18 protein-coding genes are annotated in these 22892 nt (G+C 67.2%); 12 read left to right on the top strand and 6 right to left on the bottom strand.

Translation table 11 applies throughout. The features are described from left to right. The first annotated feature begins 85 nt into the window (after window positions 1-85). The 12 genes from aroA to QX070_RS32530 all read left to right on the top strand — a co-directional run bounded on the left by aroA (window position 86) and on the right by QX070_RS32530 (window position 12085). Window positions 86-1423, top strand: a complete 1338-nt coding sequence (aroA, locus tag QX070_RS32585; RefSeq protein WP_315741237.1) for a 3-phosphoshikimate 1-carboxyvinyltransferase — start codon at window positions 86-88, stop codon at window positions 1421-1423. Beyond that, a complete protein-coding gene (gene cmk / locus QX070_RS32580) occupies window positions 1420-2058 on the top strand; it encodes a (d)CMP kinase (protein WP_315741236.1) in 639 nt (212 codons plus the stop codon). The genes aroA and cmk overlap by 4 nt, the downstream gene beginning before the upstream one ends. Before the next feature lie 248 nt (window positions 2059-2306). Beyond that, on the top strand, window positions 2307-4016 hold the full coding sequence (gene rpsA / locus QX070_RS32575) for a 30S ribosomal protein S1 (protein WP_315741235.1): 1710 nt from the start codon (window positions 2307-2309) through the stop codon (window positions 4014-4016). 218 nt (window positions 4017-4234) lie between these two features. Beyond that, the gene (gene sppA / locus QX070_RS32570) at window positions 4235-5215 is read left to right on the top strand and encodes a signal peptide peptidase SppA (RefSeq protein WP_315741234.1); all 981 of its coding nucleotides are present in this window, start codon (window positions 4235-4237) and stop codon (window positions 5213-5215) included. Between the two features lie 169 nt (window positions 5216-5384). Continuing rightward, the gene (locus QX070_RS32565) at window positions 5385-5702 is read left to right on the top strand and encodes an integration host factor subunit beta (protein WP_315716888.1); all 318 of its coding nucleotides are present in this window, start codon (window positions 5385-5387) and stop codon (window positions 5700-5702) included. A 77-nt stretch (window positions 5703-5779) separates the two neighbouring features. Beyond that, a complete protein-coding gene (locus QX070_RS32560; RefSeq protein ID WP_315741233.1) occupies window positions 5780-6172 on the top strand; it encodes a lipopolysaccharide assembly protein LapA domain-containing protein in 393 nt (130 codons plus the stop codon). A 77-nt stretch (window positions 6173-6249) separates the two neighbouring features. After that, entirely contained in the window at window positions 6250-6909 is a 660-nt protein-coding gene (locus tag QX070_RS32555; protein WP_315741232.1) for a phosphoribosylanthranilate isomerase, read from the top strand. Beyond that, window positions 6906-8129 (top strand): tryptophan synthase subunit beta, encoded by a 1224-nt coding sequence (trpB, locus tag QX070_RS32550; RefSeq protein WP_315741231.1) that lies wholly within the window; start codon window positions 6906-6908, stop codon window positions 8127-8129. Before QX070_RS32555 ends, trpB begins: the two co-directional genes overlap by 4 nt. Beyond that, window positions 8126-8962 (top strand): tryptophan synthase subunit alpha, encoded by an 837-nt coding sequence (gene trpA, locus QX070_RS32545; RefSeq protein WP_315741230.1) that lies wholly within the window; start codon window positions 8126-8128, stop codon window positions 8960-8962. The genes trpB and trpA overlap by 4 nt, the downstream gene beginning before the upstream one ends. Window positions 8963-9056: 94 nt before the next feature. Next, complete coding sequence (gene accD, locus QX070_RS32540; protein WP_315741229.1) at window positions 9057-9995, top strand: acetyl-CoA carboxylase, carboxyltransferase subunit beta; 939 nt, start codon at window positions 9057-9059, stop codon at window positions 9993-9995. Then, the gene (locus QX070_RS32535; RefSeq protein ID WP_315741228.1) at window positions 9992-11332 is read left to right on the top strand and encodes a folylpolyglutamate synthase/dihydrofolate synthase family protein; all 1341 of its coding nucleotides are present in this window, start codon (window positions 9992-9994) and stop codon (window positions 11330-11332) included. The genes accD and QX070_RS32535 overlap by 4 nt, the downstream gene beginning before the upstream one ends. A gap of 12 nt (window positions 11333-11344) precedes the next feature. Then, window positions 11345-12085: a metallophosphoesterase family protein gene (locus tag QX070_RS32530; RefSeq protein WP_315741227.1), complete on the top strand. Its 741-nt coding sequence runs from the start codon at window positions 11345-11347 to the stop codon at window positions 12083-12085. 2 nt (window positions 12086-12087) lie between these two features. On the opposite strand, the gene QX070_RS32525 is transcribed toward QX070_RS32530, so the two are convergent. The 6 genes from QX070_RS32525 to QX070_RS32500 form a co-directional block, all read right to left on the bottom strand. Beyond that, window positions 12088-13098, bottom strand: coding sequence for an ATP-dependent DNA ligase (locus QX070_RS32525; RefSeq protein ID WP_315741258.1), 1011 nt, complete (start codon window positions 13096-13098; stop codon window positions 12088-12090). Window positions 13099-13240: 142 nt separating this feature from the next. Beyond that, window positions 13241-13561 (bottom strand): thioredoxin, encoded by a 321-nt coding sequence (gene trxA / locus QX070_RS32520; protein WP_015663255.1) that lies wholly within the window; start codon window positions 13559-13561, stop codon window positions 13241-13243. A 98-nt stretch (window positions 13562-13659) separates the two neighbouring features. Further along, entirely contained in the window at window positions 13660-17133 is a 3474-nt protein-coding gene (gene addA, locus QX070_RS32515) for a double-strand break repair helicase AddA (RefSeq protein WP_315741226.1), read from the bottom strand. Then, entirely contained in the window at window positions 17127-20273 is a 3147-nt protein-coding gene (addB, locus tag QX070_RS32510) for a double-strand break repair protein AddB (RefSeq protein WP_315741225.1), read from the bottom strand. The genes addA and addB overlap by 7 nt, the downstream gene beginning before the upstream one ends. Before the next feature lie 1071 nt (window positions 20274-21344). Then, the gene (locus QX070_RS32505; RefSeq protein WP_315741224.1) at window positions 21345-22067 is read right to left on the bottom strand and encodes a nucleotidyltransferase family protein; all 723 of its coding nucleotides are present in this window, start codon (window positions 22065-22067) and stop codon (window positions 21345-21347) included. A gap of 156 nt (window positions 22068-22223) precedes the next feature. After that, window positions 22224-22529, bottom strand: coding sequence for a PilZ domain-containing protein (locus tag QX070_RS32500; protein ID WP_008963143.1), 306 nt, complete (start codon window positions 22527-22529; stop codon window positions 22224-22226). Window positions 22530-22892 lie beyond the last annotated feature (363 nt).

The raw sequence follows: 22892 nt of genomic DNA, 5'->3' as shown, positions 1-22892 counted from the left end.
TAGCGCTGTCAACGGGAAAATCACCGCTCGTGACGGAGGGCGGGGGCTGTGATACCTGCCGCGTCCGAAACACGAGGATCCTGCCGTGAGCACGTCAATCGCCCCGACTCCCCTGGAATCACGCGCCTCCGGGCCCCTCTCGGGCACGATTCGCGTGCCCGGCGACAAGTCGATCTCGCACCGGGCGCTGATCCTGGGAGCATTGTCGGTCGGCGAGACCCGAATTTCCGGCCTGCTCGAGGGCGAAGACGTCCTCAACACCGCCCAATCAATGCGAGCCCTGGGTGCGAAGGTCGAACGCACCGGCGACTTCGCGTGGACCGTCCGTGGCGTGGGGGTCGGCGGCTTCGCCCAGCCGAGCGCGCCGCTCGATTTCGGCAACTCCGGCACCGGCTGCCGGCTGGTGATGGGCGCCGTCGCCGGCTGCCCGATCTCGGCCGTTTTCGACGGTGATGCCTCGCTGCGCAGCCGCCCGATGCGGCGCATCCTCGACCCGCTGGTGCTGATGGGCGCCAAGGTCACCGCCATCGCCGAGGGCGGCAAGCTGCCGTTGACCCTGCAGGGGGCCAGCAACCCGGTCCCGATCGAATACCGCACCCCCGTCGCCTCGGCCCAGATCAAGTCGGCCGTGCTGCTGGCCGGCCTCGCCGCGCCCGGCGTCACCACGGTGATCGAGCAGGAGGCGAGCCGCGACCATACCGAGCTGATGCTGAAGCATTTCGGTGCCGAGATCGTGACCACGCCGGAAGGCACCCACGGCCGCCGCATCGCGCTGACTGGCCAGCCGGAGCTAACAGGCGCGCCGGTAATCGTGCCGGCTGATCCGTCGTCGGCCGCGTTCCCGCTGGTCGCCGCGCTGATCGTCGACGGCTCGGATCTCGTGCTGTCCGACGTCATGACCAATCCGCTGCGGACTGGCCTGTTCACGACCTTGCGCGAGATGGGGGCCTCGATCGAGGAGGACGACGTCCGCGGCGATGCCGGCGAGCCGATGGCGCGCCTGCGCGTGCGCGCCTCCAAGCTGCGCGGCGTCGTGGTGCCGCCGGAGCGGGCGCCGTCGATGATCGACGAATATCTCGTGCTGGCGGTCGCCGCCGCCTATGCCGAGGGCACGACCGTGATGCGCGGCCTGCATGAGCTGCGCGTCAAGGAATCCGACCGGCTGGAGGCCACCGCGGCCATGCTGCGTGTCAACGGCGTCCAGGTCGAGATCACCGGCGACGATCTGATCGTCGAGGGCAGGGGCCATGTGCCGGGCGGCGGGCTGGTTGCGACCCACATGGACCACCGCATCGCGATGTCCGCGCTGGTCATGGGCCTCGCGTCTGATAAGCCGGTCACGGTCGACGACACCGCCTTCATCGCCACCAGCTTCCCCGATTTCATCCCGCTGATGTGCAAGGCGGGCGCGGATTTCGCATGATCATCGCCATCGACGGCCCGGCTGCCTCGGGCAAGGGCACCATGGCCAAGCGTCTCGCGGCGCATTACGGCCTCAGGCACCTGGATACGGGCGTGATCTACCGGGCCGTCGCGCATGCGCTACTGACCGCCGGCACCGACCTCAAGGATGAGACCCGGGCGGCGGACGTCGCCATGACCCTGGATCCCTCGACCTTCGACAACCCGGCGCTCAGGTCGCACCAGGTCGGGTCCGCGGCCTCCGTGGTCTCGGCGTTGCCGAAAGTGCGCGAGGCGCTGGTGGCTTTCCAGCGTCAGTTCGCGAGCCAGCCGCCCGGCGCCGTGCTCGACGGCCGCGACATCGGAACCGTGATCTGCCCGGACGCCGAGGTGAAGATCTACGTCGTCGCCGATCCCCGCATCCGGGCGCATCGTCGCACCCTCGAGGCGCTTTCACGTGGGGAACCGGCTGACGAGGCGGCCATTCTGGCCGACATCCTGGCGCGTGACGAGCGCGACCAGAACCGCGCCGTCGCCCCCTTGAAACAAGCCCCGGATGCTGTCTTGCTTGACAACTCCCATTTGGATATAGAAGGCGGCGTCCGGGCCGCCATCGATATCGTCGAGGCCGTTCGAGCGGGCCGTCAGCGGGTTTGATTTCCGCCGGCGTCATTGGAGGAATGCCCGCTCCCGCCCTTGACCATCGATAGCTCGATTGCGGTTCAATCGAGTCCGATCATCCGGACGCACTTCATACGTATCGCATGTGCAGGCACTGCCGGCCCGCGTCGTTTGCGCTTATCGCGCATCACGCGGACGTCTGGGGATTTGTGGACCTCCAGGCACTGTCCATTCGATGCGCCGATCAACCCAAGCTGGCGAGAATGTCCGCATCTGGAGAACAAATGGCTTCGAGTACCTCTGCTTCTTCCTACAATCCCAGCCGCGATGATTTCGCCGCGATGCTGGACGAGTCCTTCACCAAGGGCAACCTGCAGGAAAGCTCCGTCGTCAAGGGCAAGGTTGTTGCGATCGAGAAGGACATGGCCGTCATCGACGTCGGCCTGAAGACCGAAGGCCGCGTGGCGCTGCGCGAATTCGCCGGGCCCGGCCGTGACAGTGAATTGAAGGTCGGCGACGAGGTCGAGGTGTTCCTCGACCGCATCGAGAACGCGCTCGGCGAAGCGGTGCTGTCGCGCGACAAGGCCCGCCGCGAAGAGAGCTGGGGCAAGCTCGAGAAGGCGTTCCAGAACAACGAAAAGGTCAACGGCGTCATCTTCAACCAGGTCAAGGGCGGCTTCACCGTCGACCTCGACGGTGCCGTGGCCTTCCTGCCGCGCTCGCAGGTCGACATCCGTCCGATCCGCGACGTCGCGCCGCTGATGAACAACTCGCAGCCGTTCCAGATCCTCAAGATGGACCGCCGCCGCGGCAACATCGTCGTGTCGCGCCGCACCGTGCTGGAGGAGACCCGCGCCGAGCAGCGCCAGGAGCTGGTGCAGAACCTCGAAGAGGGTCAGGTCATCGACGGCGTCGTCAAGAACATCACCGATTACGGTGCGTTCGTTGACCTCGGCGGCATCGACGGCCTGCTGCACGTCACCGACATCGCGTGGCGCCGCGTCAACCATCCGACCGAGGTGCTCAGCATCGGTCAGACGGTGAAGGTCAAGATCATCAAGATCAACCACGAGACGCACCGCATCTCGCTGGGCATGAAGCAGCTGCTCGACGATCCGTGGCAGGGCATCGAGGCGAAGTATCCGCTGCAGGCCCGCTTCCATGGCCGCGTCACCAACATCACCGACTACGGCGCGTTCGTCGAGCTCGAGCCGGGCATCGAAGGCCTGATCCACGTCTCCGAGATGTCGTGGACCAAGAAGAACATGCACCCCGGCAAGATCGTGTCGACCTCGCAGGAGGTCGAAGTGCAGGTGCTCGAGGTCGACAGCGTCAAGCGCCGCATCTCGCTCGGTCTCAAGCAGACGATGCGCAATCCGTGGGAGGTCTTCGTCGAGAAGCATCCGACCGGTTCGGTGGTCGAGGGCGAGGTCAAGAACAAGACCGAGTTCGGCCTGTTCCTGGGTCTCGAAGGCGACGTCGACGGCATGGTCCATCTGTCGGATCTCGACTGGAAGCAACCCGGCGAGCAGGTCATCGACAACTACAAGAAGGGCGACATGGTCAAGGCCGTGGTGCTCGACGTCGACGTGGAGAAGGAGCGCATCTCGCTCGGCATCAAGCAGCTCGAAGGCGATCCCTTCGCCGAGCCGGGCGATGTCAAGAAGGGCGCGGTCGTCACCTGCGAAGTGCTCGACGTCAAGGACGGCGGCATCGACGTCAAGATCACCGGCACCGACTTCACCACCTTCATCAAGCGCTCCGAGCTGGCGCGCGATCGCAACGACCAGCGCACCGAGCGGTTCGCCGTCGGTGAGAAGGTCGATGCCCGCGTGATCCAGTTCGACAAGAAGGCCCGCAAGGTGCAGGTGTCGATCAAGGCGTTGGAAGTCGCGGAAGAGAAGGAAGCCATCGCGCAGTACGGCTCGTCCGATTCGGGCGCCACGCTGGGCGACATCCTGGGCACCGCGCTCAAGAACCGCGACTCGAAGTAAGCCTTCGGTTCGCGTGATCAGATCAAAGCCCCGGCGAAAGCCGGGGCTTTTTTTGTTCCAGCGAGGCAGAGATGCGCGCTCTGTTCCGGGCGGATCGGGCATCCGGCCGCTTCGCCGCAAGCCTTCCTTTCTTCAAATTGCGCCGCGATTGATGTAATCGGATAACGAGATATTCAGGCTGCGGATGCAAAACGCGCCGAGACTTCCAGGAGCTGTCCATGTCGCTTGATTCGGATGTGATCGTCGATCGCCGCAGGCTGCGCCGCAAGCTGACGTTCTGGCGTGTCGTCGCGGTGCTGATTGCGATTGCGGCTCTTTCCGCCATCGGTCTGGCGATGTCGCCGCGCGGCCGCACCGCGCTCTCGACCTCTGGCTCGATCGCCCGCGTCAATATCGAGGGCCTGATCCGCAGCGACCATGAGCGCGTCGCGGCGCTGGAGCGGCTGGAGAACTCCTCGGCGGAAGCCGTCATCGTTCACATCAATTCGCCGGGCGGCACCACCGCCGGCTCCGAGCAGCTCTACGACTCGCTGGTGCGATTGAAGGCGAAGAAGCCGCTGGTCGTCGTCGTGGAAGGCCTGGCGGCTTCCGGCGGCTATATCGGCGCGATCGCTGCCGATCACATCGTCGCGCAGCAGAGCTCGCTGGTCGGCTCGATCGGCGTGCTGTTCCAGTATCCGAATGTCGGCGAGCTGTTGAAGACGGTCGGCGTGAAGATCGAGGAGGTCAAATCCTCGCCGCTGAAGGCCGCCCCCAACGGCTACGAGCCGACCAGCCCGGAAGCGCGCGCGGCGCTCGACGCCCTGGTCAAGGATTCCTACGCCTGGTTCCGCGGACTGGTGAAGGACCGCCGCGCCATGAACGATGAGCAGTTGGAGAAGGTGGCCGACGGCCGCGTCTTCACCGGCAGGCAGGCGATCGAGCTGAAGCTCATCGACGAGCTCGGCGACGAGAAGGCCGCCGTCGCGTGGCTCGTCGCCAACAAGAACGTCAAGAAGGACCTTCCGGTGCGCGACTACAAGCTCACGCCGCGGTTCGGCGATCTGACCTTCCTGCGAACGGCGACCTCGATCGCGCTCGATGCCGTCGGCCTCTCCGGGATCGCCCGCCAGATCGAGCGCACCGGCGTGGTCCAGGCGGTCGATCGGATTGGTCTCGACGGCATGCTCGCGCTCTGGACGCCCGCGCCGGGCAATTGAACCCGCCAAGACCATCCTCAGGGCGATCTTCCCGTTTTGCGTGTGCCATGGCGAGGCCCCGTACCGGGCCTCGCAACCCGATTCATGGCCGCGATGAATGATTTAGCGTCTTGACAGTCCAGCATATTTTCACGGAAATGGGACTTGTCTCCCCGGGTACATTTTCTCGATGATCAAATCCGAGCTTGTTCAGCGTATCGCCGAGCACAACCCGCATCTCTACCAGCGGGATGTCGAGAACATCGTCAATGCGATCCTCGATGAGATCGTCGCGGCGCTCGCCCGCGGTGACCGCGTCGAGCTGCGCGGCTTCGGCGCCTTCTCGGTCAAGCATCGGCCGGCCCGCGCCGGGCGCAACCCACGGACCGGAGCTCATGTCCCGGTGGACCAGAAGAGCGTCCCGTTCTTCAAGACGGGCAAGGAAATGCGCGAGCGGCTGAACCGGGACAATCCCGCCGGCGCCGCGGCTGACGACGCCGACGATTGAAGCATCTCGCGCCGGCCGTGCTAATCGTCTGCGGCTGATTTCGAGGCGAATCCGGCCTGACTGACACGAGCGAGCGCATGCGAAAATTCTTCACTGTCGTGGTCGTCCTTCCGCTGCTGGTGCTGTTCGTCATCTTCGCGGTCGCCAATCGGCATTTCGTTACCGTGTCGTTTGATCCCTTCAACGCGACTGATCCGGCGCTTGCGGCGTCGGTCCCGCTGTTCGCCTTGATCATCGCCGTCGCGATCCTGGGCGTGATCGCGGGTGGCTGTGCCACCTGGATCGGCCAGCGCCGCTGGCGCCGGGCCGCGCGCCGCCATCAGGCCGATGCCGAAGCGGCCCGCGCGCAGGTGGCGCAGCTCAGCGCCGCGGCGCGTGCAAATCAGGGGCCGGCACAATCCCTGGTTCCGGCAGCGCCGGCGCGCCTTTTCGCCCCTTATGGGCGAGACAAGCAGGGCGCCGCGTTGTAGAAGGCGCCAAAGCTCGGCGGCCTTCGAAGCCGCCGGCTTCTGGTGATCCTTTCCGCCCGGACGTGCGTTGTTCATCGATGTCCCTGATCGTCAAAATCTGCGGCCTGACCACGCCCGACACCCTCGCTGCGGCGCTCGACGCGGGCGCCGACATGGTGGGCTTCGTGTTCTTTCCGCCGTCCCCACGCCATGTCGGTCTGACGGCCGCGCGTGAGCTGGGTCGTGACGTCAGGGGCCGCGCGCTCAAGGTGGCGCTGACCGTCGATGCCGACGACGCGACTGTCGAGAACATCGTCGAGACCCTGCACCCCGATCTCCTGCAGCTGCACGGACGTGAAAGCGTCGCGCGCATCCGTGACCTCAAGCAGCGCTTCGGCCTGCCCGTCATGAAGGCCATCCCGGTCGCGACCTCCGCCGATCTCGCGCCGCTGGCGGGCTATGCCGATGTGTGCGATCGCATCCTGTTCGATGCGCGGGCGCCCAAGGATGCGACCCGCCCCGGTGGCCTCGGTGCCACCTTCGATTGGCGTCTGCTACAGGGCCTGAAGCTCGATCGCCCGTTCATGGTCTCTGGCGGCCTGAGCGTCGACAACGTCGCCGAGGCCGTGCGGATCACCTGCGCGGGCGGCGTCGACGTGTCATCGGGCGTCGAGCGGGCGCCGGGTGTGAAGGATTGCGACATGATCCGGGATTTCATTCGCGCGGCGCGGGCCGCTGAAGAGTTGAGCGTTCAATGACGACAGCCATTCCCAATTCCTACCGCAGCGGTCCGGACGACCGCGGTCACTTCGGCATTTTCGGCGGCCGCTTCGTCGCCGAAACCCTGATGCCGCTGATCCTCGATCTGGAAAAGGCCTATGCGGAGGCCAAGGCCGATCCCGCGTTTCATGCCGAGATGAACGGCTATCTAAAGAACTACGTGGGCCGGCCCTCGCCGCTGTACTACGCAGAGCGCCTGACCGAGCATCTCGGCGGCGCCAAGATCTACTTCAAGCGCGAGGAGCTCAATCACACCGGCTCGCACAAGGTCAACAACGTGCTCGGCCAGATCATGGTCGCGCGCCGCATGGGCAAGAAGCGCATCATCGCCGAGACCGGCGCCGGCCAGCACGGCGTGGCGACGGCGACGCTGTGCGCGCGCTTCGGTCTCGATTGCGTCGTCTACATGGGCGCGGTCGACGTCGAGCGGCAGCAGCCCAACGTGATCCGCATGGAGATGCTCGGCGCCAAAGTGGTGCCGGTGCAGTCCGGTGCGAAGACCCTGAAGGACGCGATGAACGAGGCGCTGCGTGACTGGGTCACCAACGTCCACGACACGTTTTATTGCATCGGTACCGTCGCCGGCCCGCACCCCTATCCGATGATGGTGCGCGATTTCCAGTCGGTGATCGGCAACGAGACGCGCACGCAGATGCAGGAGGCCGAGGGCCGGCTGCCGGACTCGCTGATTGCCTGCATCGGCGGCGGCTCCAATGCGATGGGCCTGTTCCATCCGTTCCTCGATGATCCCTCGGTCGAGATCTATGGCGTCGAAGCGGCGGGCCACGGCCTGACGCATCTGCACGCCGCCTCGATCGCCGGCGGCCGCCCCGGTGTGCTGCACGGCAACCGCACCTATCTGCTGATGGACGAGGACGGGCAGATCGAGGAGGCGCATTCGATCTCGGCCGGTCTCGATTACCCCGGCATCGGGCCAGAGCATTCCTGGCTGCACGACGTCGGCCGCGTGAACTATTTGTCGGCGACCGACGAGGAGGCGCTTGCGGCGTTCCAGTTGCTGTCGCGGCTCGAGGGCATCATTCCCGCGCTGGAGCCGGCGCACGCGATCGCCAAGGTCATGGAGCTCGCGCCGAAGAAGCCGAAAGACCACTTGATGGTGGTCAACATGTCCGGCCGCGGCGACAAGGACGTGCCGCAGGTCGGCGATATCCTGCGAGGAAGGGCGAAGGCATCGTGACCAGACGGATGGATGCGCGCTTCGCGCAGTTGAAGCAGGAAGGCCGCTCGGCGTTCGTCACCTTCGTCATGGGTGGTGATCCCGATCCCGAGACATCGCTCGCCATCGTCAAGGCGCTGCCGCAGGCGGGCGCCGATATCATCGAGATCGGCATGCCGTTCACCGATCCGATGGCCGATGGTCCGTCGATCCAGGCGGCGGGTCTGCGCGCGCTCAAGGCGGGGATGACCCTGAGGAAGACGCTGCAACTGGTGCGCAGCTTCCGCGAGAGCGATGCTGACACGCCGATCGTGCTGATGGGCTACTACAACCCGATCTACATCTACGGCGTCGACAAGTTCCTCGATGATGCGAAGAGCGCCGGCGTCGACGGCCTGATCATCGTCGACCTGCCGCCGGAGGAAGACAGCGAGCTGTGCATTCCCGCCCTGAAGGCCGGGCTGAATTTCATCCGGCTGGCGACGCCGACCACCGATGACAAGCGGCTGCCGGCCGTGCTCGCGAACACCTCCGGCTTCGTCTACTACGTCTCGATCACCGGCATTACCGGCGCGGCGGCGGCGGACTCCTCCGCCGTCGGTGCCGCCGTGGCCCGGATCAAGCGGCATACGGCGCTGCCTGTCTGCGTCGGCTTCGGCATCCGGACACCGGAGACCGCCCGCGCCATCGCCGCCAATGCCGACGGCGCCGTGGTCGGCACCGCCCTGGTCGACGCGCTCCGCGCCAGCCTCGATGCCGAGGGACGCGCGACCGCCAAGACGGTGAGCGCCGTCGCCGATCTGGCCGCTGCGCTGGCAAGGGGCGTGCACGGGGCGCAACAGGCCGCGGAATAGGCCGTCAACCACTATTCGACCGGGCGTCGCGGCCGTCTTGCCGTGACCCCGCCGTCCCGCCATATATTCGGGCGACCGCAACACGGAGCGACACATGAACTGGCTTACCAACGTGGTCCGGCCGAAGATCCGCAACATCCTGCGCCGCGAGACGCCGGAGAACCTCTGGATCAAGTGCCCGGATTCCGGACAGCTCGTGTTCTACAAGGACGTCGAGGCCAACCAGTTCGTCATCCCCGGCTCCAACTACCACATGCGCATGGGCGCGGTGGCGCGGCTGAAGTCGATGTTCGACAACGAGACCTGGTTCGACGTCGCCCTGCCCGAGGTGACGCCAGATCCGCTGAAATTCCGTGACGAGCGCCGCTATGCCGACCGCATCAAGGATGCCCGGGCGCGGACCGGCATGAACGATGCGGTCAAGGTCGGCTTCGGCAAGCTCGAAGGCATGGGCGTTGTCATCGCCGTGCAGGATTTCGATTTCATGGGCGGCTCGCTCGGCATGGCCGCGGGCGAAGCGATCGTGCGTGGCCTCGAACTCGCGGTCGAGAAGAAGTCGCCGTTCATCGTGTTCGCGGCCTCCGGTGGCGCGCGCATGCAGGAAGGCATCCTGTCCTTGATGCAGATGCCGCGCACGACGGTGGCCGTGCAGATGCTGCGCGAGGCCAAGCTGCCCTACATCGTCGTGCAGACCAATCCGACCACCGGCGGCGTCACCGCGTCCTACGCGATGCTCGGCGACGTCCACATCGCCGAGCCCGGCGCGCTGATCGGGTTCGCCGGCGCCCGGGTGATCGAGCAGACCATTCGCGAGAAGCTGCCCGAAGGTTTCCAGCGCGCTGAATACCTCCTGGACCACGGCATGGTCGACATGGTCGTGCATCGTCATGACCTGCGCCCGACCCTGGCGCGGCTGTGTCGCCTGCTGACCAAGGCGCCGGCTGTCGAACACGCCAAGCCCGCGCCGCAGCTGCCGCCGCCGGCGAAGGCCGTTGAGGCGGCGGATGCGCCGGCGGTCGCGCCGACCGCGTGAACGATCTCGCCAAGTCACCGCCCTCGCTCGACGAGTTGATCGCGCGGCTGTCCGTGCTGCATCCGAGCAAGATTTCGCTCGGGCTCGAACGCATGCACCGGCTGCTCGGCCAGCTCGGTCATCCCGAGCGCAAGCTGCCGCCGGTGATCCACGTCGCCGGCACCAACGGCAAGGGCTCCACTGTCGCCTATCTCCGTGCCATGCTCGAAGCGGCGGGCCTGCGCGTCCACGTCTTCACCTCGCCCTGGCTGGTGCGCATCAACGAGAGCTATCGGCTCGGCAAGGTCGGCGGCGGCGTCCTCGTCGACGACGAGGTGCTGATCTCCGCGCTGCTGGAATGCGAGCGGGTCAATGCCGGCGCGCCGATCACCTTCTTCGAGGTCAAGACCGTCGCGGCGTTCGTGCTGTTCGCGAAGCATCCGGCCGATGTCGTGCTGCTCGAGGTCGGCCTCGGTGGCCGGCTCGATTCCACCAATGTGCTCGAGCAGGTCGCAGCGTCGGTGCTGACCCCGATCGGCATGGACCACATGGAATTTCTCGGCGACACCCGCGCGCTGATCGCGGCCGAGAAGGCCGCCATCATCAAGCGCGGCTGTCCGGTGATCTCGGCCGCGCAGGAGCCCGATGCCATGGCCGTGATCGAGCGTGAGGCCAGGCGCCAGCGCGCGCCGTTGTTTGCCGCCGGCGAGAGCTGGCACGTCAGTGTCGAGCGCAACCGGCTCGTCTATCAGGACGATCGTGGTCTTCTTGATCTTCCGGCGCCAAAACTGTTCGGCCGGCATCAGTTCGACAATGCGGGCCTCGCGATCGCGACCTTGCGCGCGGTCGATCAGTTCAAGCTCACCACCAAGGCGTTCGAGGACGGCATCGTCGGCGCTGAATGGCCGGCACGCATGCAGCGGCTGTCGAGCGGTGCGCTCACCGCCATCGCCCCGCAGGGCGCGGAGATCTGGCTCGATGGCGGCCACAACGCGGACGGCGGCCGCGTCGTTGCGGCGGCGATCGGCGACCTCGAGGAACGCGTGTCGCGGCAGCTCGTCGTGATCGTCGGGATGATGGGCAATAAGGATGCGGCGGCGTTCCTCGCCAATTTCGCGGGCCTGACGCGGCACATCATCGTCGTGCCGATACCCAATGAGAGCAAGGCGATGGCGCCGGCTGATCTGGCCGCCGCCGCACGCACGCTCGGCATGCGCGTCGAGATCGCCGATGACGTCGCGTCCGCGCTCGCCGGCATCGCGCGGCTTGCCTATGAGGTCCCGCCGCGTATCCTGATCACGGGGTCGCTCTATCTCGCAGGGCACGTGCTCGACCTCAACGGCACGCCGCCGACCTGAGGGGAATAGCGCATGCGCTTTGCCGCGATCGCAGACGTCCACGGCAACCATCTCGCGCTCGAAGCCGTGCTGGCCGACATCCGGGCGCAAGGCGTGACCGAGATCGTCAACCTCGGCGACATGGCCAGTGGTCCGCTCGACGCGCGCAAGACAATGGACTTGCTGATGCCGCTCGAGGCGATGCATGTGCGCGGCAATCATGACCGCTGGCTGATCGATCGGCCGCCGGAGAAGATGGGGGCTTGGGAGCGACCCGCCTACGCCCAGCTCGAAGCTGATCATCTCGACTGGCTGCGCGCGATCCCGGCGACGGCCGTCTATCGGGACCAGGCCTTCCTTTGTCACGCGACGCCCGATGACGATAACGTCTACTGGCTCGAGAGCGTCGCTCAGGACGGTGCGATCACTTGCGCGCCGCTCGATGCGATCGAGAAACTTGCCGCTGATATCTCGCAGCCGCTGATCCTGTGCGGCCATACGCACACGGCCCGCGCGGTGCGCCTGCGCGACGGGCGGCTGATCGTCAATCCCGGCAGCGTCGGCAGTCCCGGCTATTCCTACGACGTGCCGCATCCGCATGTCGTCGAAGCGGGCACGCCCGATGCGCGCTACGCGATCCTGGAGCAGCGGTCGGCCGGCTGGAGCGTGACCTTCCGCCACGTGCCCTATGATCACCAGGCCATGGCCGCGCTCGCGCGCGCCAATGGTGACGGCGAGTTTGCCGCTGCGCTCGCGACCGGCTGGATCCGCTGACCTCACGCGAGCAGCTTCAAGGGATCAGCAACCTTCTGCCTGAGCTGCTCGAAGGTGCATTGCCGCGGTGACTTGTCGGGGCGCCAGCGTAGGATCGAGGTGCCGTGGCGAAAGCGCTCGCCGGAGAAATGGTCGTAGCAGACCTCGATCACCAGCTTCGGCTTCAGCGGACACCATTCCGCCGAGCGCTCGGTCGACCACCGGCTCGGCCCGCCCGGCGTATTGCCGGTGAAGCCGGGCGGCGAGATCAGCGGCTCGAGCTTGTCGGTCAGCGCGGGCTTCTCCTCCTTCTTGAGCGCGGAGGTGAAGCCGACGTGGTGCAGCAGGCCGTCATCGTCGTAGAGCCCGAGCAGCAGCGAGCCGACCAGCTTGCGCCCGTTGGCGCCCTTGTTGGTGGCGTAACGGAAGCCGCCGATCACGCAGTCGGCTGAGCGGTAGCGCTTGATCTTCTGCATGCCCTCGCGGTTGCCGGCCTGGTAGGGCAGGTCGAGGCGCTTGGCGATTACGCCATCCGAGCCGCCGCCGGACTGCGCCAGCCAGCTTTGCGCGGTCGCGAAGCGCCTCGTCGCCGGCGACAGCCGGAACGTCGGATGATCCGCGAAGTTCGCTTTCGCGAACGCCTCCAGCGCCGGCCGCCGCTCGTGCAGCGTGTGCGTCACTAGCTCCTTCTTGCCACTCGCCAGCAGATCGAAGGCCAGGAACAGCGCCGGCGTCTCCACCGATAGCTTCTTCACCCGGCTGGCGGCGGGATGAATCCGCTGCAGCAATGCATCGAACGAGAACGACTTCGCCTGCGGCACCACCAGCTCGCCGTCGAGGATGAAGCTCGTCGCCTCGAGCTCGCGCGCCGCAGCGACAATCTCCGGGAAGTAGCGCGCGAGGTCCTCGCCGGCCTTCGACTGCATCGTCACCGTTGCGCCGTCGCGCGTCAGCAGGCAACGGAAGCCGTCCCATTTCGGCTCGTACTGCCAGTCCTCGCCGCGCGGGATTGCATCCACCGAGCGCGCCTCCATGGCCAGCAGGCCGGATTTGCGGGAGGGCGAGCGATGGGCGCGGGCGGGCATGGCGACATCCGAAAACGCTGACTCACACCCCTCAACGCAAACGGCCGGCGATTCCGCCGGCCGCTCGCCAAAAATCATGGTTCTCGACGCGTCACACCGCCGACGAGATCCACTGCTGCAGCTTCGCCTTCGGCGCGGCACCGACCTGGCGCGAGGCCATCTCGCCGCCCTTGAACACCATGAGGGTGGGGATCGACATCACGCCGTACTTCGAGGCCGTCTTCGGGCTCTCGTCGACGTTCAACTTCACGATCTTGACCTTGTCGCCCATCGCGCTCGAGATCTCGTCGAGGGCCGGCGCGATCATGCGGCACGGGCCGCACCATTCGGCCCAGAAGTCGACCACGACCGGGCCGTCGGCCTTGAGCACTTCGCTTTCGAAATCGGCGTCGGAAACCTTGCCAACGGCCATGGGATTACCTCGTTCGGTTGGAGGGAGCGGCGCGGACGCGCCGCCTCAGCGTGGATGTCAAAGTAGGAATGGCGTGATGCCGGGTCAAGCGGGCTCACTCAGTCGGGATCGGATGGCAGCATGGCGTCCGGCGCGGAGGCCGGAAGCTCCATGAATTCAGCGGCTTCGGTCCAGAGCAGGGCGGCCCGGACGGCGCGCCCGGGGTACAATTGGCCAAGCACGGCGCGGTACAGCGCAAGCTGCCGGACATAGGCCGGGGGCACGTCGGCCAGCTCCGCGGGCGGCTGCTGGTTGGTCTTGAAGTCGACGATCAGCACCTCGGCCTCGGTCACCACCAGTCGGTCGATCTGGCCGGAGACCAGCGCCGGCGGCTGGCCGGCCAGTGCGAGGCGGCCCACGATCGAGACTTCCGCCCGGCTCCCGGCCGCGAACACCGCGGCAAAGCGCGGGTCTTCGATGACGGCGAGCACGCGGTCCGCGAGACCCGCACGGTCGTCGTCCGGCCAGTCGGCGGCATTGCGAATCAAATATCGCAGCGCGGCGTCGCGGCGCCGCTCCGGCAGCACGTCGGGCAGCGACTGCAGCAGGCGATGCACCAGCGTGCCGCGCTGCATCGCAAGACTGCGCGCCGCCAGCGATTCGCCCGTGCGCACCGGCCGCTCGTCGGCGGATGGATCGGACGGCCTGAGCACGGCGACCTCGCCGGGCGCCTCCACCGCCGCCGTGCGCAGCCAAGCCGGCAGCTCGACCGCCGTCTCGACCATGCGCCGCGTTTCGTCAGCAGCGGTTTCCGCGATGTCCTCGGCCCGCGCATAGCGCTTGACCGGTCCGTCTTCGGTTTCGATCACCTCGATCTGCAGCCCCGCGGCATCGAGCCCGCGCGCCATCAGGTCGTACCAGCTGCCGCCGCGGACGTTGTTCATGTTGCCCGGCATGCAGCCGCCGATGACCAGCCGATCCGCGGCGCGGGTCATCGCGACATAGAGCAGCCGGCGATATTCGTCCTCGGTCTCCTTGAGCATCGCCACGCGTGCCGCCGCGACGGCTTGCGGATCGTCGGCCTTGCGCCCGGCCCAGACCACGATCTCCTGCTCGCCATGCGGCACGTGGATCAGCCGCAGCCGCTGCGAATCCGCCGGCGACGAGGTGGTGTCGACCAGGAAGACGACGGAGGCCTCGAGGCCCTTGGCGCCGTGCACGGTCATCACCCTGATCTCGTCGCGCGAGATCTCCATGTCGCGCTTCACCTCGGTGTCGGCGGCGCGCAGCCAGGCGACGAAGCCCTGCAGCGCGGCCGGCGCCTTGCGCTCGTAGGACAGCGCGAGCTCGAGGAATTCGTCGAGGGCGTCATTGGCCTCGTGACCCAGCCGCGCCAGGACGCGTCGCCGGCCGCCATCGCCGCCGAGCAGCCAGGCATAGAAGGCGAACGGCGTGTCCTCGGCGGCACGGCGCTCGCATTGCTGGAGCCGGCGCACCACGCCCTGCAGCCGCTCGTCCGTTGTCGCGTGCGCGACGAGCGCATCTCGCAAGGACCCGCGGCGCTGCCAGGCGAGCTTGAACAGATCGTCGTCGTCGAGCCCGAACAACGGGCTCTTCAGCGCGGTCGCCAGCGCCAGATCGTCCTGCGGCAGCAGCAGCGCGTCGGCGAGGTTCATCAGGTCGATGATCGCGATGTGCTCGGTCAGCTTGAGCCGGTCGGCGCCCGCCACGGGGATGCCGGCATGCTTCAGCGCCTGGATCACCGCGTCGAATGCGTTGCCGCGACGGCGCACCAGGATCAGCATGTCGCCATAGCTCAGCCGCCGCCGCGCACCGTCATGGCCGGTCATCGTCCCCACACGAATGAGCCGCTTGATCTCGGCCTGGATGCGCCGGGAAAGCTTGACCTCGGGGCTGGTGACGGAGACGCCGTCGAACGGCGCGCGCCAGCCCTCGATCTCCTTGCGGTCGTCGCGCTCGCACAGGCTCCAGAGCTCGACCATGCTCGGTCCGGCATCGGTCAGCGCGTTGTGGATAGGATGGCCGATGTCAGGCGAGTGGATGCTGCTGTAGACCTCGCGCTCGCGGAACACGTGGTCGACCGCGTGCAGCACCGTCGGCCCGGAGCGGAACGAATAGGTGAAGGACACCGGATCGAACGACAGCCCGGCGTCGGTGAAGCGCTTCTGCAATTGCCGCCGGCGCGCATCGAACTCGTGCGGGTCGGCGCCCTGGAACGAGAAGATCGACTGCTTCTCGTCGCCCACCGCGAAGATCGTACGCGTGAGTCCGTCGCGCGCCCCGGCGCCGGCGGTGAACTCCTCGATGATGTGGGCGACAATGTCCCATTGCCGTGGGCTCGTGTCCTGCGCCTCGTCGATCAGCACGTGATCGACGCCGCGGTCGAGCTTGTAGTGCACCCAGCCCGCCGAGACGCGGTTCAGCATCGCCAGCGTCTTGTCGATCAGGTCGTCATAATCGAGGAGACCGCGTTCCTCCTTCTCGCGGCGATAGTTCGCAGCCGCCGCGGTGGCGATCTGCAGCAGCGCCTCGGTGCGGTCGCGCACGACAGCGGCGCGGCGCTTCTCGATCAGGCGGTCGAGCCGGCGCGCTTCCGATTCGAATAGGCCGGCGATGCCGGGATTGGCGTCGGCGAACTTCTTGGTGAGCAGGGACTTCCGCGGCTCCTTGTCCTCGGTCAGGAATACGCGGAGATATTCATCGACCTGATCGGCGCCCGAGAACGCCAGCGCCGCGCGCAACTGCTCGGCCTGCTTCTGATCGGTCTTGGCGCCGCCGTCGAGCCGGCCGCCGATGTCGGTCCAATCCCTCAGTGGCAGATTGGGGCCGTCGACAATGTCGCGCTCGATGGCTTCCAGCGTCTCGTCGGCGCTGATGCCGAGCACCTCGCCGAGCTGTTGCGCCGCGACCTCGACGCGCCCGGCGCCATCGGTCCAGGCCATGAAATGATCGCGGCTGAGACAGGCGTCGCGCACGACATCCTTGAAGGTCGAGTCCGCCGCATTGGCCATCGCCACCTGCAGCGCGCGGCCGACCGCGCTGTTGGGCGCCCGCGCGGCGTCGAGCAGCACCTTGAGATTGGCGCGCTCCATCATCTCGGTCTGGTCGCGCTCGTCGAGCACCGAGAACCGCGCCGGCACGTTGGCTTCGAACGGGAACTGTTGCAGCAGCCGCGTGCACAGCGCGTGAATGGTCTGCACCTTCAGCCCGCCCGGCGTCTCCAGCGCGCTGGCGAACAGCTTTCGCGCCGACGCCCGCAGCTTCTTGTCGGGGTTTGGGATGCCGGTGGATTGGATCGCGCTGTCGAGCGCGTCGTCGTCGAGCGTCACCCAATGGCCGAGCGTCGAGAACACGCGCTCGGCCATGTTGGCGGCGGCGGCCTTGGTGAAGGTGATGCAGAGGATCTTCTCCGGCGGCACGCCGTCGAGCAGCAGTCGGATCACGCGCTGCACCAGCACATGCGTCTTGCCCGAGCCGGCATTCGCCGACACGAAGGCCGACGCCGCCGGATTCGACGCGCGCGTCTGCGCGTCGCGCACGGCCTGCGGAATGGGGCGGGGCGCCTTCACCATTCTTCGACTCCCAGTCCGCCGGCCGCCGACCATTCCTTGATGCGGGCGAGGTCGTCATAGCTGCCGTAGCGGTTCGCCCACATCGACAGGTTCAGCGAGGTGTAGCCTTGATTGACATCCTCGAAGCTGCGGATCAGTGCTTCGAGCTTGGCGCGCGCCTCCTGCGCGGCCTGGTCCGGGTGCTGCGCCGTGTCGCTCTTGTTGATCTTCAGCTCGAGGATGCGCTCTTCGCCTGGCGGATTGTTGCCGGACAGCCTGACATAAACGAGCTGACTGATCATGCTGCCGGCCGGGATGCCCTCGAAGCCGCCTTCGCGCAGGATCGCGGCTTCGAGTGTGAGCTGCGGCGACAGCCCCATGCGCACCTGCTTGGCCGTCGGCGGCTGGCCAGTCTTGTAGTCGAGAATGGCGTAGGTGCCCTCGGCACGCTGTTCGATGCGGTCGGCGCGCGCCGACAGGATGAAGGTGCGGCCCTGATCCAAGGGAATGCCGATCTCGCCGCGGATCTCCGCGGTGATGGCGCCGATCTGCGCGCGCCGCGCGGTCTCCCACGCCGCGAACCAGCCGGCGATGCGCTGGAAACGCGGCCACCACAATGCCCGCGCCTCGGGCCGCTCCATCAGCGGCGCAAAGTGTTTCTCGCCGATGACGCGCAGCGCATGCGCCGGATGCAGCGGCAGGGCATCAGCATAAGTCTGCGTGAATTCGCCGATCGCCTCGTGAATCGCCGAGCCGCGATCGGCCGCCGACAGTGGCATGTCGACAGGATCGAGCGGATCGAGCCGCAGGATGTAGCGCGCGAAGATGGTGTAGGGATCGCGCAGCCAGTCCTCGATGGCGGTCACCGACATGCGCAGCGGCCGTGCTGCCAGCGGCGGCTTCGGCGCCGGCTGTTCGACCGGCTTCACCGCAGCCGGCTGGTCGAGCACCTCGGCATAGCGGACGTAAGTCTCGCCGCGCGCGGTCGCCGCCTTCCAGCGCTCGGCGCCGGCGACGGCTTCGAGACGGTGCAGGAAGCGCGAGGCCACGGCCGGCGCGCCGCCGGACTTTGCGGCGTGCGTCAGGATCACCTCGGGCGCGCCGAGCAGTTGTGCGAAATCGTGTGCTGATAGTCCGATGCGGCGCTCGGGCAGATCGAGCCCGAGCTGATGCCGCATCGGGCGGCTGAGCCAGGGATCGATGCGCGGCGCCGGCGGCCATATGCCCTCGATCAGGCCGCCGACGATCATGCGGTCGGCCTGCATCAGTCGCGCTTCGAGCGGACCGTAGATCTGCAGCTGCGCACCGTGGCGCTCGGGCCGGCGCACCGCCCGATCGGAGAAGGCGGTATGGAACAGATCCGGATAGTCCGACAGCGGCGCCATCAGGCCGCAGCGCTCGCCGGACGCGAGCAGGTCGTCGAAGCAGCGCGACAGCGCGGCGCCGTCGCGATCGGTGAAGGCGGTGCTGAGACCGACATCGTCGGTCGACAACGCGATCAGCACCTCGCGATGCCGCGCGGCGAGCTCGGCGAAATCCTGCGGGCGCGGCGAGGCGAGGTTTTCGAGCGGCGCCAAGGCCGTCTGCAATTGCGCGATCAGCCCGCCGGCGCGGTCGAGCTGCTCGGGACTGAGACGCGCGCGCGGCTCGGCCTTGTGCAGCGATGATGCTTCGCCCTGGTGCAGCTTGGTGTGCTCGTCGCGGAAGCGCGCGAAGTCGCGCGCAAGCCCGCTGCTTCCGGCTTGTGGCCGCGTGCCGCGGAGCATGGCGAGCTCCAGCGTCTCGATGGCACTCCTCCAGCCATTCGCGGCGCGGCCGAGCCGGCACAGCGGATGCTTGAGCAGCGCCAGCAAGGTCGGCGGCTCCAGTCCGCGCGCGGCGGCTTCGGCGGCGAGGCGCGCGAAGATGCCGGCTGGCGTCTCCAACAGCGCATCGCCGCCGGAATCGTCGAAGGTCAGATGCCAGCGCGTCAGCGCCGCCATCACGCGGCGCGCCAGCGCGCGGTCCGGCGTCACCAGCGCGGCCGACTTGCCGAGATGCCGCGCCTCGCGCATCGCGATCGCAATCGCCAGCGCCTCCATCTCCGGATTGGGGGCCGCGACGACAGCGAGATTGTCCATTGCTTCGGCGATGTTGGCGGCGATGTCGAACTGGCGCAGCCGCTCGTGCCACATCGCCGTCGCTTCCGACGGCCGCATCGCTTCTGAGATCAGCACCTCGCGGCCGCCGCGGCCGGTTGGGGCGAGACGGACCACGTCGCGCCGCTCCAGGCCGAAGCGTTTGAGCAGCAGGTGCATCGCATATTGCGGATGGTTGACGGCAGGTGGCGTCAGCACGCGGCCGCCGCGATCTTTGCTGCCGCCGATCGAACTCCACGCGGCTTCGTCGAGATCGGTGTCGAGCCCCGGCAGCACGACAGCACCATGCGGCAGCTTGGCGACGGCGAGCAGGAATTTTGCCGTGGCCGGCATCGAGCCGGTGGAGCCTGCGGCAATGACGGGACCATCGGGATGCGCCGACAGCCGCGCCGCTTCGGCCGCGATCAGCAGATCGCGCCGCGCCGCCGGCTCGATGCGCTCGATCTCCTGCAGATAGGCAGGCCACGCGGTCCGCGCGATGCGCAGGAACTCGAGCGAATACTGCCAGTATTTGTCGAGCTGATCCGGCACCAGCGCATCGAGCGCATCCCAGGACACGCCGCGCGTCACCATGTCGTCGATCAGCCGCGCCAGGTCGCCGGCCAGGGCCAGCGTCGAGGCCGGGCCGCCGATCACCAGCGGCGCCGAGACCGGCGTCTTGGCCCAGGCCGCGACCAGCCGCGCCAAGGTGAGCCGGCGCTGCAGGTCGTCGAGCCGTTCCGGAATCTCCAGCGGCGCCGGCCCGAGGAACGCGTCGCGATCCTCCGCGAAGGCGAGCTCGTCCTCGTCGATGTCGCCGAGCGCCACGAGCCGCGGCAGCACCGCGGCATCGGTCTTCAGCTCGTCGAGGAACATCTCGCGCGCCACCCGCAGGGAGCGCCGCGTCGGCAGATACAGCGTCGCGGTCGCGAGCCGGGCGGGATCGCTGCGCGCCTCGAAGCCGTCGACCAGCCGGCCGTCGACCAGCGCCGCGATCACGCTGCGCAGGAACGGCGCCGAGATGGGAACGGTGAAGACGCGCATGGCCTGCGATTCGGGTTGCTCGAGGCGTCTATATAGGGAGCGATCGGCCGCAGGTCATATCGGGGGTGTGGATGGGTGTTGACAGGTGCGGCTGCCTAGAACTTGCGGGTGGGGCAGTTCGCGGCGTGAAGCGGCGGTCCGGGATGACGTTCGCCACTCGGATGAAGTGAGGTGATCACGCGACCTCCGCATATTCGCCGTCGTCCCGGGCAAGCCTCTGACGGCGCGTCAGCGCTGTCGGAGGCGCCGACCCGGGATCCATAGCCCCAGGCTGATGTTTGTGGCGCGATGGTCATGGCTAGCCTACGCAACACGCCCCCCTGTGGATATGGGTCCCGGCCAAGCCCTGGCCTCGCTGCGCGATGCCAGGCTTGGCCGGGACGACACTGAATATGAGGAAGCAGTTTCGCCCGATTCGCCATCTTAGGCAGGCCACCGACCGCGCCTCATGCGTCCTCATTCCCGCGACGCCGTCGCGCCCGAGTGATGCAAATCGTTCGCCCTCATCCGAAGCAAGGGCGCAGGGAAGGCCGGGCCTCGGCTGAGGCCCGTGGCCCCCGTGCGTGAAAGAGTGCACGGGGCAGGAACCACAGGTTCAGCCGGAACGACCCGGCCTTCCCTGCGCGATGGGTTGACGGCTTATACGTCCTCTCCTCGGTGTGCCGGCTTGTAGCCACCGTCGCCCGCGCGCGGCGTCAGCAGCGGCGCGAGCTTGGCATCAGCATCGGGATGCCGGGACCTTACGATTTCGCCGTCCTGCCAAAACCGTTCGTCGGCGCGCATGAGCGCGCTGCGGTTCTGACAGGCCATCGCATCCCGCGCTCAACGTTCGTGACGACCGCGATACGCCCCTCGCAACGAGGCGGGATGCGCATGAGAGAACACGAATTCTGCAAAAGCGAAAGAAGAATTTTGTGCGCGTCGAATGCGACGAGCGGGATCGGGTTGAATGTGCGGACGAAAATAGCTTCTCGACGCAGATAATTTGAGCGATGCCAGCGCAGGGTCGGCGCCGACGAGGCGGAGCAAATCGCGCAATGCGCCGACTTGATTCGCCCGACGGGCAGTCCGCTACGCCGCACTCTCCATCAGAGCCTCTTCCGCTTCCGCCACCGCGGCCGGCGTGCCGACATGCATCCAGACGCCTTCGAGGCGGAGGCCGAACAGGCGGTCCTGCTCGTTCGCCTTGTCGAACATCTTCGTCAGCGAAAACTCGCCCGATGGTGCGCCATCGAAGATCGCGGGCGAGATGATGGCCGCTCCCGCATAGACGAACGGCACCACCTGATGCTCCCGCCGGTTGCGCAAGGTCCCGTCGGCGAGCATCGCGTAGTCGCCTTGACCCGCGTAGCCGATCGAGGTCGCGGTCGGCGCCATCAGCAGCATGATGTCCATGCGTTCGGGATCGAACGCGTCGGCGAGACGCGAGAGGTTCTGGCGCACGCCCTCGATCCACATCGTGTCGGAGTTGACGTGGAAGAACGGCTCGTGGCCGAGCAGCGGCAGCGCCTTGACGACGCCGCCGCCGGTGCCGAGCACCTGGTCGCGCTCGTCGGAGATGATCACGCGGGGCGTGCTGCGCGCGGCCGTGTGCGCGATGATCTGGTCGGCGAGATAGTGGACATTGACGACGGCTTCGGTGACCCCGGCTTCGGCGAGGCGGTCGAGCACATGGTCGAGCAGCGGGCGGCCGGCGACGCGCACCAGCGGTTTGGGCATCGTCTCCGTCAGTGGGCGCATGCGCAATCCGAGACCGGCGGCGAGGACCATGGCTTTGTGCGGCTTGACGGGCATCTCAGGCAATCTCGATCAAAGGTGGTACGCACGAATCATACCACGCAAAAACATCTATCGTCTCGGTCGGTTGCGATAGCCCGGCGCGATGACGAATGTGCGACGGCGGCGCCGTCGTCCCGATGCAGGATGCCGCAGGTGTCTCCCGGTACGCCGTCAGGCCTCCGCTGTGGCGCGCTTGTTGGTCTTCTTCTTGCCCTGCTTCAGGAAGGTGACGCCGATCTGGTCGCCATTGACCCAGGCCAGCTCGCAGCGCCGGTAGGCCAAGCCGGTCGACGACAACAGCAGGAAGAACTCCTTCAGGTGCAGGCCTTCGACCGAGCCCTCGACCGTCAGCTTCGCCCCGGTCTCCGAGACGTCCTCAATGGTGCAGTTGCGCCGCCAGGTGCCGTCGATGCCCATCATGAAAGCCGGGATGCCGCGCTCGAAGACGACGCGTTCGCCCTTCATCCGCTCTGCCATCGCAACCTCCATTCATGCGCGGCGCGCAACCGGCGCCGCGGGCGCAAGGTAAGGGGGGATGGCTAAGAACCGGTAAAGCGACGCGGGTGGGTGGTTTTGGCGCGTCCTCTTCCCACAACGGCGGTCCGCTCCCCTCCCCCTTGCGGGGAGGGGTTGGGGGGGCCACGGATGCGGAATTTGTTGGTTTACTCGGACCGGCAGCTGACAGCCGCCGGCGGTCATGATTGCCGCTGATGGCTAGAGGTCTGCGCTCGTCACTTTGAGCCTCGCCCGTGACCGACCGGGTTGATCCCTGACACTATTCGATCACTGCTGTGTTGTCTCCGCCGTTTCCTGCGCGACGCGGAGCCGCGCACGCGGCGG

The sequence above is a fragment of the Bradyrhizobium sp. SZCCHNR1093 genome (assembly GCF_032381175.1).
In the GTDB taxonomy this organism is placed as follows: domain Bacteria; phylum Pseudomonadota; class Alphaproteobacteria; order Rhizobiales; family Xanthobacteraceae; genus Bradyrhizobium.
The sequence above is the reverse complement of the archived record's forward strand: the minus strand, read 5'-3'. Positions and strand labels throughout refer to the sequence as shown.